Raw genomic sequence first — 14,276 nt, 5'->3', positions numbered from 1 at the left:
ACCTTATCGCACCTTGCGGCGGCGGCGCTTGACCTGCACCAGCGCCACCGCCATGACCACCAGCACGACACCTATCTGCAGAGCAGTCTTGTACGGCCGCAGGGCCGAGCGAGTAGCGTCGGTGGCCTGGGTGACATAGCGCTTGTCGGCGTTCTCGAAGTCGGGATACGGGCATTGATGCCCAAAGTCCGCCGCCCACTCCACGAATGGCCCCTCTTTGACATATCGCTGGTAGAGCGCACTTTGTTCTTCAAGACTGCTGTTCCAGCCGGCCGCTTCACACAGCACAGCGGCGAACGCCTGGCTGGTGTGCGGCAGATTGTCGGCAGCACGGCTGGCCAGTGCCGTTGCCACGAAGCGATAATGGTAACGCTGATCGGGTTGGGCAGCGCTGGCTAGCTGACGCTTCACTTCGTCCTCGGCTACCAGCGGCCCGACCTTGAGTTCAGCACTCTCAAGGCTGAAGTTGCCCCCGAACGTGGCGTAGTCCGGCGCCATTTCATAACCGAGAATATCCATCCCCCATTCACGTGCGGTCCAGGCAGCATTGAACAGTGCCGCGGCACGTCGCGTCGGCCACCATGCCGAATCCGCCGCCATCCGTTGCTGGCCGTACAGCCTGGCTTTGTGGCGCAAGCCATCGTTATCGAAATAAGCCGGCGCTTGCTCGTAGTGTCCTTCGCGCAACAAACGCCGCCCAAGCAGATTGCGCAGGCTCGCCGCCACAGGCAGGGGCACGTAGTTGTCCAGGTCCTGCTGACTGAGTGGTGGCGGTGGCGGTACCTGGGTGTCGACGTAGTGCTTGAGTTCATCGAGCGTCAGGACACGCTCGGCAACAGTGGCCGCATCGAACCAATAGATGCCTTGGCTACGGTACAACTGGTCGAACGCCTGCAGATAATCCCCGCGTTGCAGAGCCAGGATCGCACTTTCGCCCTCGACCCGACACTTGGGTTGCAGGGTTTCGAAATCGAAGTCCGGCGTTCTCCGATCGCCCCAGGTTTCATTCTGCGGAAAGGCCTTGGCTGCCTTGGCATACGCCGCCGCAGCCGCCGTTTTATCGCCATCGCGCACCGCCAGTTTGGCCCGCAGCCACCAGGCCAGGCCGCCCTCGCCGGCGTGCTCGAGAAAGGCTTTGGCGCTGCTGAAGTCGCCCTGTTGATAGTTCATCGCGGCCAGACGGTCCGCATTGTCGAGGCTGCCGCGCGTGCTGTTCTGCAACAGTTTGATCAGTTTTTGCTCGTTCGGTGGTTGATCACCGAATGACCAGCCCAGCCGACTGATCAAGGAGGCGGTCACCAGTTGCTGCACAGGCTGACCCTTGAGTAGCACGGACAGTTGATCCTCAGGCAGCGAAGCCAGATCTGCCATCAACAGCTTCAACGAGGTGTAGCCCACGGCCGACCCCTGAAGGTTTTGCGTGGCATAGAGTTCGACGGCGCGGTTCCAGTCACCCGCCGTCCGCGCCACGCGAGCTTCTTCACCGAGACTGGCGACGCCCAGTTCCAGCGGGTCGCTGAAACCGTCGATGCTCAGCTGACGCGTTTGCTCGAAGGCTTTGCGCGATTGTTCCAGCAGGTCGGGAGCCGCATCGGCCTGCGAACTCATGGCGAACAATGCCCGCCCCAGCGAGTAGGCAGCCCAGGTGCTGCGCAATGCCCGTTGATCGGCGGGCAGCGCCAGCACCTGGCGGAAGTATTCGGCAGCCAGTGCTTGGTCGCCGGCATTGAACGCCACCGCGCCCGCCAGATACAACTTGAGCTCGGCGGGCAGGCTCGTACCCTGTGCTTCAACCTGGCGGGCATCGGAGAGCTCACGCAACTGTTTCACCTGCGCCTGCTGCTCATGGGTCAAACCAACCTGCTCGGCCTGATCCCGCTGTTCAACATGAGCCGAGGCTTCTCCATAGGCTGCGCCAGGGACAAGGGTGGCTGCCGTAACAGGCTTGAGACCGGCAATCGCATGACCGATGCGACTCACCTCGAAGCTGAAATTGCCTTCCGGCAACTCCGCCAGGGATTGACCTCGATTGTCCAGCAGCCGCATGGGGAAATCCGGCCCGCACGCCATGGCCGGCAATGTCAGGCCAAGGCTCAGACAGAGCAAGTGACGGGGCCAGTTACGGGTGAACATTCGAAGCTCCTTGATCAATGGTTGCACAGCGCGCCCAACCGATGGCGCGCTGTCCGCCAGCCGCTATCCGACCGTCGCGCAGGCGGGTGAAGGTAAGCAGGTTCGGCTCTTGTTGCAACGTATAACCGGCCAGCGCATCGGCCCCCTCGCAACCCTGTACCGCCAGCGTCACGCGCTCGGGCCAGGCATTGTCGAGGTTGCCCTCATTGGTGATACCGATGTCATAGAGGCCTCCGCGCTCCGAAAGATTCAGTGCCAGATGACTCCCAAGAACTTCACCACGCGACACCGCTCGCAAGGTCGCCAGGCTCCAGGCTCGACGGTCGCCGTCCAAAGGCAGGCGAAACCAGATCAAGCCGGCCAGATGAGTCGGCGGATCCGCGCGCAACCGGGCAGCAAGCTTGCTCAATTGCAGTGGATCAGCCAACAGCTCCCGGCGCTTGCCGTTACGTTCAATCGCTACTTCGCTTTCCACCATCGGCGCGCCACCGACACTCGGCAACAACGCGACGCCATAGGCCGGCAGGGCCAGGAAAAAGGGTTTCGACGTGATGCGACTCCAGGCCGTTGCCCATTGGTGAGCGAGGTCGGGATCGAACAAACCGCGCCGGGGATCGCTCACGGCATGTACCTGTAACACGCTGCTATCGACGGTGGATAACAACGCCGGCAACTCTTGACTGTCGAGCCACGCGGGCAATGCCGTGATGCTTAAGGCCATGGGCGCTGGCAGAGCAGAACGCAGGCGCACAAGAAATTCGCGGTAGGTGAGTAGCCGAGCGTTGCCCGCATCGTGGTCGATTTCCACCCCGGCGAGAACCAGCCCCTGCCCCTGCCAATCGCTGATCAGTTGCTGGATCTGCCCCATGACCTCGTCCTGATCCAGCGACTTGAGTTGGCCATCCAGGCGAACCACCGCAATCAATGGCCGGCCATCCCGCTTGAGCAGCGCAGGATCAATCCGCGCACGACTCCAGCCCGCCTGAGGGAAGGCCTGTAGTGCCAGCACCCGCAAGGTGGAGAAATCAGCGCGACTGTCCCGCAACGCAGCGTCATGCGCCGGAGTCCATTGTCGTTGCCAGACATAGAGTTGCTGATCGAGTGGCGGGGCATCGTGCTGCTCGCAACCACCAAGCAGCGCGAGCGCCGTCAGCGTGATGATCACGCGAGTGAGAAAAACCATGAAAAAACGCCTGTCCCTGACATGCACAAAGGGCCTTTCTCGGCCCTTTTTCGTACTCCCTACCCTACTCAGCCATCGACCTTCGGGCAATGGCTCCTGCAACGATCTCTCAGAGATCCAGGACCAAAGGCTGGGCGCCTTGAGCCGGAACTGCGCAACAAATCAGCACCTGACCTTCACCCGGTACCTCCGCTGGCGGCTGTGGATAATGGACCTGGCCACTGATCAGCCGTGTCTGACAGGTGCCGCAGGAGCCGCCACGGCAACTGAATTCCGGGTGCAAGCCGCGGCTTTCCGCCAGCTCCAGCAGACTGCCGCCATCCGGTTGCCAGCGAGCCTCCTTGGCTGAGCGCTGGAACACCACCGGCACTGCGGTGGTAGCCGCTGGCGGTTGTTCGATGACTACGGCGTCAGGGTCGGGCCGACGGCGCAACGTTGAGGGACCGAAGGTTTCGGCGTGAATCCGCGCATCGCGAATATCCAGTTCGCGCAAGGCGTCGTACAACGCCTGGGTAAAACTGCCGGGGCCGCAAAGCACAAAATCCAGCTGATCGTAGTCCTCGACTTCGAGCAGTTCCGAAAGCCGAGCGACATCAATTCGCCCGGTCAAATCGAAGTCTTCGCCCTCCCGCGCCTCGGGCTCAGGTTGGCTGAGCAGGCGCACCACCCTCACCGCGTCGCCGGCACGCTCAAGCAAGCGATCCACCTCGGCACGAAACGGCTGATCGGCCAACGAGCGTGAACTCTGGAAGAACCAGGTCGGCCGGATGTGGCGGGTACGTAAGCCTTGATAGACCACCTCACGCAGCATCGACAGCAGCGGCGTAATACCCACGCCAGCGGCCAACAACACCAGCGGCCGACGCTCATGGGGAGCCACTGTGAAATGACCCTGGGGCGCCCGTGCCTCCAATAGGTCACCGACACGAACCTGCTCATGCAGGTGCGAAGACACCCGACCGTCACGCTTCACGCTGATACGGAAAAAGTCATCCGATGGTGCACTCGACAGGCTGTAGGTGCGGATATGGGTTTCGCCATCAATGTTGAAGCGCAGCGGCAAATGCTGCCCGGCCTGAAACAAGGGCAATCCGGCGCCGTCGGCTGGCTCCATATATATCGAGCGGATGTGCTGGCTTTCCGTTTCGATCCGCACCACCCGCAGCGGCCGCCATTGATCGCCCAAAGTCTTGGCTTGCAAGCGCGCCTTGGCCTGTTCCCAAGTTCCCGTCAGCAAACTGGTGGGCGAAACACCGTCAAAGCGCCAGCGCAAACCGAGTGCAGCGGCACGACGCACAACGTGTTCCACGTGGAACATCCACAAACGTTCGGCGCCTTGAAATGCCTCAACCTGCGGCCCTTCAAGAATTATTTCAGTGCGCCCGCTGAGGTGTAGCAGGTCACCGGAATTGAAATCGATGAACAGTAACCCGGCCTTTGGATTGATCAGCAGGTTGCCCAAGGTATTGAAGAACAGGTTGCCAGCAAAGTCCGGGATGGTCAGGCGATTGCCTTCCACCTGGACAAAACCCGATTGACCGCCACGGTGGGAAACATCCACCGACCGTACGCCATCGACGTCCACGAAACTCGCGACAAAGAAGGTGTCCGCCTCGGCAATCATGACCTTGGCCGCATCATCCAGTTCATTGAATTGCTGCGCGGGACGTGTTGCCGGATCTGCCAGGGGTACCGAGCGGAACTGCCTCAATTGGATATACTGCGGGCAATTACCAAAGGACTGATCCACCGTCACTGCAAATTCGCTGGCGGTCATTGCACCGATATGGCCATTGATGCGATTACGGCGCCGGGTATGCAACTCAATCCCCAGCAGCCCGATCGCCGCCCCCGCGCTCAACTGCGCGGGATCATCGGCAGCCGGCAAGCTGCTGAAGTTCAACAATCCTGGTTCGGGTGAATGAACAAAGCCCGGTTCACCTTCAAGCACGCTGGCCCAAGGACGACCGTCAGCATCAACCGCGCCGTACAACATGAACGGAAGCTGCTGATAGAAGGTGCGGTGTTGATCAGGCATCTCGTCGCGAATCACCCTGCGCCCGAGTATATCCATTCGCTCACTGACACCGATGTGAGCCTGTAACTCTTTCTCGCCAGCATGCCACGGTGAATGATCCATAGCGGCTTCTCCCCTGCGCCATCGGCACAGCGTGAAGGGCCCGATAGCGTCGGGCGAAAAACATCAGGCAGTTTTTTGCAGGCCGGCGACAGTGCGCGGCATGCCAACAAAACCGGGCAAGGCTTCGACCCTTGCCAACCAGGCGCGAATGTTGGCGTAGTCGTCCAGCGACACATTGCCTTCCGGTGCATGGGCGATGTAGCTGTAGGCAGCCACGTCGGCGATGGTTGGTTCGCTGCCCGCCAGGAAAGGTGTGTTGGCCAGTTCCTGATCGATCACCTTGAGCACGCTATGGGCGTAAGGAATCACTTCATCAGGATTGTACGGCGCACCGAAAACGGTGATCAGCCTGGCCCGGGCGGGGCCAAAGGCAATTGGTCCGGCAGCGGCCGACAACCAGCGTTGCACTTTGGCAGCACCGACCGGATCGGCTGGCAGCCACCGACCTTTACCGTATTTTTGTGCCAGATAGACCAGGATCGCATTGGAATCCGCCAACACCACACCTTCATCGTCCAGCACCGGCACTTGGCCAAAAGCGTTGAGGGCCAGGAACTCAGGTTTTTTATGCTCGCCCTTGGCCAAGTCGACGAAGATCAATTCGGTCGGCAGCTGCAGCAACGAAAGCATCAGCTCCACACGATGCGCGTGGCCGGAACGTGGGAAGTTGTAGAGTTTGATGGCTTGCATGGTCGACTCCGCTGGTCAGTGGCGCTGTCGGAAGAGATCAGCACCGATGGCGGTCATCTTCCCCCAGCCACCAAAACAACAGAATAACCAGCAAACGCAATCCATTATTTCATCCAGTGAAACAAATCATCAGTCCTGCAACGCCGGATGTTCGCGCAGTGCCTTCACCACAAAATCGACAAAACTGCGAACGCGCGCCGCAGCCTTGTGCCCGCCTTGATAGAGCACATGGATGGGCAATGGTGGCATTTCGAAATCCGCCAGAACGATTTCCAGCTCCCCTGCCGCCACTTTGCTTGCCGACTGATAGGACAGAACCCGCGTGAAACCCAGCCCAAGCGCGGCCGCGGTAATCGCTGCCTGATTCGCTGTCACGGTCAGCCGCGGTTCTACCCGCACACTCAGTGGCTCGCCGCGCTCGAGGAAGGGCCAGTGTTTCAACTGTCCGATGGCGGACGTCGCGATAATCGGCGCCTGAGCCAGCTCTTGTGGATGTTTTGGCCGACCATGGATAGCCAGAAACCGCGGCGATGCACAGATCACCCGTCGCACTTCTCCCACCCGAATCGCATGCTGGTTGCTATCAGGCAGCTCACCGATGCGGATGGCCACATCGACCCCCTCCTCGACGACACTCACTACCCGGTCTACCAGCAGCGCATTGATCGTCACGTCGGGAAATTGCGTGAGAAAACTCACCATGAGCGGAGTGACGAACAACTCGCCGAACAAAACCGGCGCCGTAATCGTCAGCTGCCCACGGGGCTGGGCGTGACTGCCTGCCGCCGAATCCTCAGCTTCCTGCACTTCAGCCAGAATTCTCCGACAGTCCTCCAGATAACGCTGCCCCGCCTCGCTCAAATACACACTACGCGTAGTGCGCGTAAGCAACTGCGTGCCAATGCGCTTCTCCAGCGCCGCCACCGCCCGAGTAACGCTGGCGGCCGACAGACCCAACCGCCGTGCCGCCGCCGAAAAGCCCTGGTCCTGGGCGACGGCAGCGAAGACCTGCATTTCCTGGAAGCGGTCCATGGGCGTGTCCTCGATTCTGATAAAAAAAATCGCAACCAAAGGCTGCGATTTTTTTAGGTTCGATCGCTGTGGATAACTTATTCCACAGTCACCGATTTCGCCAGGTTGCGTGGCTGGTCGACGTCGGTACCTTTGAGCACGGCCACGTAGTACGACAGCAACTGCAGCGGGATGGTGTAGAGGATCGGCGACAGGATGTCGTGGATGTGCGGCATGTGCACAACGTGCGTGCCTTCACCATTGGTCATGCCGGCCTTCTCGTCAGCGAAGACGATCAGTTCGCCACCACGGGCGCGGACTTCCTGGAGGTTGGACTTGAGCTTCTCCAGCAGTTCGTTGTTTGGCGCCACGGTCACCACTGGCATGTCGTTATCCACAAGCGCCAGCGGGCCGTGCTTCAGTTCGCCAGCCGGGTAGGCTTCGGCGTGGATATAGGAAATTTCCTTAAGCTTGAGGGCCCCTTCCATCGCGACCGGGAACTGCGCACCGCGTCCCAGGAACAGGGTGTGATTCTTCTCGGCGAACAGTTCAGCGATTTTTTCCACGGTGCCGTCCATTGCCAGCGCTTCACCCAGACGGGCTGGCAAGCGACGCAGCTCTTCGACCAGCGTTGCTTCAACGCCTTTAGCCAACGAGCCATGGACCTGGCCGAGGGACAGGGTCAGCAACAGCAGACCCACCAATTGCGTGGTAAAGGCTTTGGTAGACGCCACGCCGATTTCGCGACCGGCCTGGGTCAGCAGAGTCAGGTCGGATTCACGCACCAGCGAGCTGATGCCGACGTTGCAGATGGCCAGGCTGGCGAGGAAACCCAGCTCCTTGGCATTGCGCAGCGCCGCCAGGGTGTCGGCGGTTTCGCCGGACTGGGAGATGGTCACGAACAGGGTGTCGGGTTGTACCACGACCTTACGGTAGCGGAACTCGCTGGCGACTTCGACCTGGCACGGGATGCCGGCCAGTTCTTCGAGCCAGTAACGGGCAACCATGCCGGCGTGATAGCTGGTGCCGCAGGCGACGATCTGCACATTGCGCACTTTGGCGAACAGCTCGGCGGCCTGTGGGCCGAAAGCTTGTACCAGCACACCGTTCGGGCTCAAACGACCTTCCAGGGTGCGCTGCACCACGGACGGTTGCTCATGGATTTCCTTGAGCATGAAATGGCGGAACTCGCCTTTTTCAGCCGCTTCGGCACCATCGCGATACTGCACGGTCTCGCGCTCGACAGCCTTGCCGCTCACATCCCAGATCTGCACGCTGTCGCGTCGAATTTCGGCGATATCACCCTCTTCCAAGTACATGAAACGGTCGGTCACCTGACGCAGCGCCAATTGGTCGGACGCCAGGAAGTTCTCACCCAGGCCCAGGCCGATCACCAGCGGGCTGCCACTGCGGGCTGCTACCAGGCGATCTGGTTGCTTGGCGCTGATCACCGCCAAGCCGTAAGCACCTTGCAGTTCCTTCACCGTTGCCTTGAGGGCCTCGGCCAAGTCAGGAATGTCCTTGAGTTTGTGGTTCAGCAGGTGGGCGATGACTTCAGTGTCAGTGTCCGAAGTGAAGACGTAACCCAGGGCCTTGAGCTGTTCGCGCAGGGCTTCGTGGTTTTCGATGATGCCGTTGTGCACCACTGCCAGATCACCAGAGAAATGCGGATGCGCGTTGCGCTCGCACGGTGCACCGTGAGTGGCCCAGCGAGTGTGGGCAATGCCCAGTCGGCCGATCAGCGCTTCTTCGGCCAAGGCCAGTTCAAGTTCGCTGACTTTGCCCGGGCGACGTGCGCGCTCGAGCTTTTGATCGTTGGTGTACACCGCTACGCCCGCGCTGTCGTACCCACGGTATTCCAGGCGCTTGAGGCCCTCGACCAGGATGGCGGTGATGTTACGTTCTGCAACTGCGCCGACAATTCCACACATGTTATTTCTCCTGACTGACAGCCGCGCAAATCAAAGTGATACCGCGGGCTTTAATCTGATCCCGCGCTTCGAGCGACAGACGATCATCGGTAATGAGGGTATGGACGCTGCTCCAGGGCAGCTCCAGGTTGGGAATCTTGCGGCCGATCTTGTCGGCCTCCACCATCACGACCACTTCACGGGCGACTTCGGCCATGACCCGGCTAAGCCCCAGCAATTCGTTGAAGGTGGTTGTACCGCGGACCAGATCAATACCATCGGCACCGATGAACAATTGATCGAAATCGTAGGAGCGCAGTACCTGCTCGGCGACCTGCCCCTGAAAGGACTCGGAATGCGGGTCCCAGGTACCGCCGGTCATCAACAGCACCGGTTCATGCTCAAGTTCGCTCAAGGCGTTGGCGACGTGCAGGGAGTTGGTCATCACCACCAGGCCCGGTTGCTGGCCCAATTCCGGAATCATCGATGCGGTGGTGCTGCCGCTGTCTATGATGATGCGTGCATGTTCGCGAATCCGCGCGACGGCTGCACGGGCAATGGCCTGCTTGTATCTGGAGACTGGTTGACTCAGGTCAGCCACCAGTTCCTGAGGCAGGGTGATCGCGCCGCCATAACGACGCAGCAACAGACCATTGCTCTCAAGAGCCGCCAAGTCCTTGCGGATCGTAACTTCAGAGGTTTCGAAACGCTTGGCCAACTCATCCACACTGACTTCGCCCTGCTCGTTCAGCAAGGCAAGGATGTTGTGGCGTCGTTGAGGTGTATTGCGCTTCGACATGATTTGATAAGTTTCGATTCGAAAGATAACGAAAGCAATCAAACCCTATCAGTGAAATTTCGTCAAGCGCGGAGTGAGCAAAAGACCCTGTGGATAAAATTATTAACAGCAAGCCTCCTGAAGGGAGCGAGACTTGCCGGTTAATATTATTGACAGGTTATGCCCTGTGAATAACTCCTTCCGAGCATTGATGTGTGGATAACTTAGCTCTTCTTGAGCTTCTCCGGACGCTTCCACCCGTCGATGTTCTTCTGGCGAGCACGGGCTACCGCCAACTGTGCTTTATCCACAGTGGAGGTAATAGTCGAACCGGCTGCTGTTGTCGCACCAGACAAGATATCCACAGGTGCCACCAACGAATTGTTGGAACCGATGAATACATCTTCGCCCAACACGGTTTTCCACTTGTTGGCGCCATCGTAGTTGCAGGTGATGGTGCCGGCACCGATGTTGGTGCGCGCGCCCACTTCGGCATCGCCCAGATAGGTAAGGTGGCCTGCCTTGGCACCTTCGCCCAGGTGAGCATTTTTCAACTCGACGAAGTTACCCACATGCGCCCGCGCTTCCAGCACGGTGCCTGGACGCAAACGCGCGAACGGACCGGCATCGCTGCCTTCACCGAGTATCGCCCCTTCGATATGGCTGTTGGCCTTGATCACCACGCCTTTACGCAAGGTGCTGTCCTTGATCACGCAGTTCGGGCCGATGACCACGTCGTCTTCAATGACAACGTTGCCTTCGAGGATCACGTTGATATCGATCAGCACATCGCGACCCACACTGACCTCTCCCCGAACATCGAAACGGGCCGGGTCGCGCAGGGTCACGCCTTGGGCCATCAAGCGACGGCCGGCGCGCAGCTGATAATGACGCTCGAGATCGGAAAGCTGCTTGCGGTCGTTGGCGCCCTGCACTTCCATGGGGTCGTGGGGTTGTTCGGTGGCCACCACCAGACCGTCACTGACTGCCATTTCAATCACGTCGGTCAGGTAGTACTCGCCCTGCGCGTTGTTGTTCGACAGGCGGCCCGTCCAGTCGGCCAGGCGATCGGCCGGCACCGCGAGGATGCCGGTGTTGCCTTCCTTGATGGCGCGCTGGGTTTCGTTGGCGTCCTTGTGCTCGACGATGGCAGAGACCTTGCCATCAGTGTCGCGAACGATGCGACCGTAACCGGTTGCGTCATCCAGCTCGACGGTGAGCAGACCCATCTGCCCGGGAACTACAAGCTTGAGCAAACGCTGCAGGGTTTCGATTTCAATCAACGGCACATCACCGTAAAGCACCAGCACGGTGTCGGCCTTGATGAAGGGAACAGCCTGGGCCACGGCATGACCGGTACCCAATTGTTTATCCTGAAGGACGAAGTTCAGATCGTCGGCGGCCAGGCGCTCGCGTACCACATCGGCACCATGGCCAATCACCACGTGAATGCGCTGTGGATCAAGTTGACGGGCGCTGTGGATAACATGGCCGAGCATCGAATTGCCGGCAATCGGGTGCAAGACTTTCGGCAGGGCCGAACGCATGCGGGTGCCCTGGCCAGCAGCGAGGATAACGATTTCAAGAGACATGACTGGCTACCAATCCTGGGTGGTCAGCGGCTGCGACCAACGTGGTGAATATCGGAAAAGAAAAAAGGGTAGCCGAGGCTACCCTTTTTAATCAATCACACAACAAGCGCCGCCTTAGTGGCCGAACTTCTTGCGGATCTGCTGGACGGTACGCAGCTGAGCTGCGGCCTCGGCCAGACGTGCGGCGGCGGAACCGTAATCGAACTCCGCGCCCCGCTCATGCAAGGCCTTCTCGGCAGCCTTGACGGCTTCCTGAGCGGAAGCTTCGTCCAGGTCGGCAGCACGTTGCACGGTGTCGGCAAGAACCTTGACCATGTTCGGCTGAACCTCGAGGAAACCACCGGAGATGTAATACACCTCCTCTTCCCCGCCCTGCTTGACCAGGCGGATCGGACCTGGCTTCAGATTAGTGATCAGCGGCGCGTGACCCAGGGCGATACCAAGATCACCCAGTGCACCGTGCGCAATCACCATCTCGACCAGACCGGAAAAGATTTCCCCTTCCGCGCTGACGATATCGCAATGGACTGTCATAGCCATCTGATTGCCTCAACCTAAATTAGCGCCCGTTACCGGGCGCCGGGATTACAGTTTCTTGGCTTTCTCGATCGCTTCTTCGATGCCGCCAACCATGTAGAACGCTTGTTCTGGCAGGTGGTCGTAGTCACCGTTGATGATGCCTTTGAAGCCAGCAATGGTGTCTTTCAGGGAAACGTATTTACCCGATGCACCGGTGAAGACTTCAGCCACGAAGAACGGCTGCGACAAGAAACGCTGGATCTTACGAGCACGGTTTACCAACTGCTTGTCGGCTTCCGACAGCTCGTCCATACCCAGGATCGCAATGATGTCCTTCAGTTCTTTGTAACGCTGCAGAACGTACTGAACGCCGCGAGCGGTGTCGTAGTGGTCCTGGCCGATAACGTTCGGGTCCAGCTGGCGCGAAGTCGAGTCCAGTGGGTCTACCGCTGGGTAGATACCCAGGGAAGCGATGTCACGGGACAGAACGACGGTGGCGTCCAAGTGGGCGAAAGTGGTCGCTGGCGACGGGTCGGTCAAGTCGTCCGCAGGTACGTATACCGCTTGGATCGAAGTGATCGAACCTTCCTTGGTCGAAGTGATACGTTCTTGCAGAACGCCCATCTCTTCAGCCAGGGTCGGCTGGTAACCTACTGCAGAAGGCATACGGCCCAGCAGTGCGGATACTTCAGTACCGGCCAAGGTGTAACGATAGATGTTGTCGACGAACAGCAGAACGTCGTTACCTTCGTCACGGAACTTCTCGGCCATGGTCAGGCCGGTCAGTGCTACGCGCAGACGGTTACCCGGCGGCTCGTTCATCTGACCGTAAACCAGTGCCACTTTGTCCAGAACGTTGGAGTCCTTCATCTCGTGGTAGAAGTCGTTACCCTCACGAGTACGCTCACCCACACCGGCGAACACGGAATAACCGCTGTGCTCGATGGCGATGTTACGGATCAGTTCCATCATGTTTACGGTTTTGCCTACACCGGCACCACCGAACAGACCGACCTTACCACCCTTGGCGAACGGGCAAACCAGGTCGATAACCTTGATGCCGGTTTCCAGCAGGTCGTTGCCGCCTGCCTGTTCAGCGAACGAAGGCGCTGCACGGTGGATGCCCCAACGCTCGTCGGTGGCGATTGGGCCAGCTTCGTCGATCGGGTTGCCCAGTACGTCCATGATCCGGCCCAGGGTCGCTTTACCGACCGGTACGGAGATGGCTGCGCCAGAGTCGGTCACTTCCAGACCGCGCTTCAAGCCCTCGGTGGAACCCATCGCAATGGTGCGAACCACGCCGTCGCCCAGCTGCTGCTGAACTTCCAGGGTGGTTGCGGCCGCGCTTTGAACTGTCAGCGCGTTGTAGATGCTCGGTACGCTGTCGCGTGGAAATTCCACGTCGATAACGGCGCCGATGATTTGAACGATACGTCCGCTACTCATAGCTGGATCCTCTGAATATTTGAACCGTTAAACCGCGGCAGCGCCGCCGACGATTCCGAGATCTCTTGGGTGATCGCAGCCTGACGCGCCTTGTTGTAGACCAGCTGCAAATCGCTGATCAAATCACCGGCGTTGTCGGTAGCGTTCTTCATTGCGATCATCCGCGCAGCTTGTTCAGCCGCGTTGTTCTCGACCACCGCCTGGTAGACCTGCGACTCAACGTAGCGGACCATCAAGCCGTCAAGCAGCTCTTTGGCATCCGGTTCGTAGAGATAGTCCCAGTGGTGCTTGAGGTCTTGATCCGGGGTTGCCACCAGTGGAATCAATTGCTCCACGGTAGGCTGTTGCGTCATGGTGTTGATGAACTTGTTGGACACCACGGACAGGCGGTCAATACGGCCGTCCAGGTAAGCATCCAGCATCACTTTGACGCTACCGATCAAGTCGTTGATCGACGGCTCTTCACCCAGGTGGCTGATAGCTGCTACGACGTTGCCGCCGAAGTTGCGGAAAAAGGCCGCACCCTTGCTACCCACTACACACAGATCAATCTCGACGCCTTTCTCGCGGTTTACCGCCATGTCCTTGACCAGGGCCTTGAACAGGTTGGTGTTCAAGCCACCGCACAGACCACGGTCACTGCTCACTACGACATAACCAACACGCTTGATTTCGCGGTCGATCATGAACGGGTGGCGGTATTCCGGGTTGGCGTTGGCCAGATGCCCAATAACCTGGCGGATGCGCTCCGCATAAGGACGGCTAGCAGCCATGCGCATTTGTGCCTTGCGCATTTTGCTGACCGCCACTTTTTCCATGGCGCTGGTAATTTTTTGCGTGCTTTTGATGCTCGCAATCTTACTGCGTATCTCTT

At 59.4% G+C, this 14,276-nt stretch carries 10 protein-coding genes and 1 pseudogene; all 11 read right to left on the bottom strand.

Features of this window, described 5'->3' with window-relative positions:
- Positions 1-3: 3 nt before the first annotated feature.
- Positions 4-2,133: a hypothetical protein gene (locus ACIO0C_RS00055; protein ID WP_401306358.1), complete on the bottom strand. Its 2,130-nt coding sequence runs from the start codon at positions 2,131-2,133 to the stop codon at positions 4-6.
- Entirely contained in the window at positions 2,120-3,316 is a 1,197-nt protein-coding gene (locus ACIO0C_RS00050; RefSeq protein ID WP_401306355.1) for a DUF3142 domain-containing protein, read from the bottom strand. Before ACIO0C_RS00050 ends, ACIO0C_RS00055 begins: the two co-directional genes overlap by 14 nt.
- A gap of 109 nt (positions 3,317-3,425) precedes the next feature.
- Positions 3,426-5,456, bottom strand: coding sequence for a pyridoxamine 5'-phosphate oxidase family protein (locus ACIO0C_RS00045; protein ID WP_401306352.1), 2,031 nt, complete (start codon positions 5,454-5,456; stop codon positions 3,426-3,428).
- Positions 5,457-5,519: 63 nt separating this feature from the next.
- Positions 5,520-6,146: a glutathione S-transferase family protein gene (locus ACIO0C_RS00040; RefSeq protein ID WP_401306350.1), complete on the bottom strand. Its 627-nt coding sequence runs from the start codon at positions 6,144-6,146 to the stop codon at positions 5,520-5,522.
- A gap of 129 nt (positions 6,147-6,275) precedes the next feature.
- Positions 6,276-7,178: a LysR family transcriptional regulator gene (locus tag ACIO0C_RS00035; RefSeq protein WP_401306347.1), complete on the bottom strand. Its 903-nt coding sequence runs from the start codon at positions 7,176-7,178 to the stop codon at positions 6,276-6,278.
- A gap of 77 nt (positions 7,179-7,255) precedes the next feature.
- Positions 7,256-9,088: a glutamine--fructose-6-phosphate transaminase (isomerizing) gene (gene glmS / locus ACIO0C_RS00030; protein WP_401306344.1), complete on the bottom strand. Its 1,833-nt coding sequence runs from the start codon at positions 9,086-9,088 to the stop codon at positions 7,256-7,258.
- 1 nt (position 9,089) lies between these two features.
- The gene (locus ACIO0C_RS00025) at positions 9,090-9,869 is read right to left on the bottom strand and encodes a DeoR family transcriptional regulator (RefSeq protein WP_180202467.1); all 780 of its coding nucleotides are present in this window, start codon (positions 9,867-9,869) and stop codon (positions 9,090-9,092) included.
- 200 nt (positions 9,870-10,069) lie between these two features.
- Positions 10,070-11,437 (bottom strand): bifunctional UDP-N-acetylglucosamine diphosphorylase/glucosamine-1-phosphate N-acetyltransferase GlmU, encoded by a 1,368-nt coding sequence (gene glmU / locus ACIO0C_RS00020; RefSeq protein ID WP_401306341.1) that lies wholly within the window; start codon positions 11,435-11,437, stop codon positions 10,070-10,072.
- A gap of 114 nt (positions 11,438-11,551) precedes the next feature.
- The gene (locus tag ACIO0C_RS00015; RefSeq protein WP_007969909.1) at positions 11,552-11,977 is read right to left on the bottom strand and encodes a F0F1 ATP synthase subunit epsilon; all 426 of its coding nucleotides are present in this window, start codon (positions 11,975-11,977) and stop codon (positions 11,552-11,554) included.
- A 45-nt stretch (positions 11,978-12,022) separates the two neighbouring features.
- Positions 12,023-13,402, bottom strand: a complete 1,380-nt coding sequence (gene atpD, locus ACIO0C_RS00010; protein WP_401306338.1) for a F0F1 ATP synthase subunit beta — start codon at positions 13,400-13,402, stop codon at positions 12,023-12,025.
- Between the two features lie 27 nt (positions 13,403-13,429).
- A pseudogene (atpG, locus tag ACIO0C_RS00005) lies at positions 13,430-14,276 on the bottom strand (F0F1 ATP synthase subunit gamma); the annotation flags it as partial.

Origin of the sequence: Pseudomonas sp. NPDC087336, assembly GCF_044744285.1 — a bacterium.
Classification (GTDB): domain Bacteria; phylum Pseudomonadota; class Gammaproteobacteria; order Pseudomonadales; family Pseudomonadaceae; genus Aquipseudomonas.
This window is presented reverse-complemented; position numbering and strand designations above follow the sequence as displayed.